Raw genomic sequence first — 433 nt, 5'->3', positions numbered from 1 at the left:
GATCAGCACACCACAACACCCCCTCCAGAAGCACCAGACTTGGGTCGGCGCTTACCAAACTTCACAGCCCCGAAATGCGCGCAAACAGCACTCATCAACGGGGTTAAATCAACATCAAGATCATCACGGGTAAACGCCCACGCACCAGCCTTGCCAACAGGCCGCTTTGTCGCGCCAGCAACCGAATCATTCAACTCCTGCTGATCAAAATGGGTCACAGAGCCATCTTTCACAGCATCATGCAAACCCATGCAAGCCTGAGGGAACTCATTACCGCTCAGGACGCGCACGAAGCACTTCTCCTGCTTCAATGGAGCCTCAAACACGCGTGCAGGACTGTAAGCATCAATCACCACAGGGATGCGCCGGCGAGCAGTCTTCTTGATCCACTTCAACAACTCGTCAGAGCCCCCCTCGGTGTACGCTTCAGTCT

At 54.7% G+C, this 433-nt stretch carries 1 protein-coding gene; it reads right to left on the bottom strand.

Going from position 1 to position 433, the window contains the following annotated elements; all coding sequences use genetic code 11:
- Positions 1–2: 2 nt before the first annotated feature.
- Positions 3–433, bottom strand: a 431-nt coding sequence (locus tag LC419_RS24050) for a hypothetical protein (protein ID WP_223609715.1), incomplete at its 5' end; no start/stop codon positions are given.

This window comes from Chryseobacterium sp. OSA05B (assembly GCF_019970065.1).
In the GTDB taxonomy this organism is placed as follows: Bacteria; Bacteroidota; Bacteroidia; order Flavobacteriales; family Weeksellaceae; genus Chryseobacterium.
The sequence above is the reverse complement of the archived record's forward strand: the minus strand, read 5'-3'. Positions and strand labels throughout refer to the sequence as shown.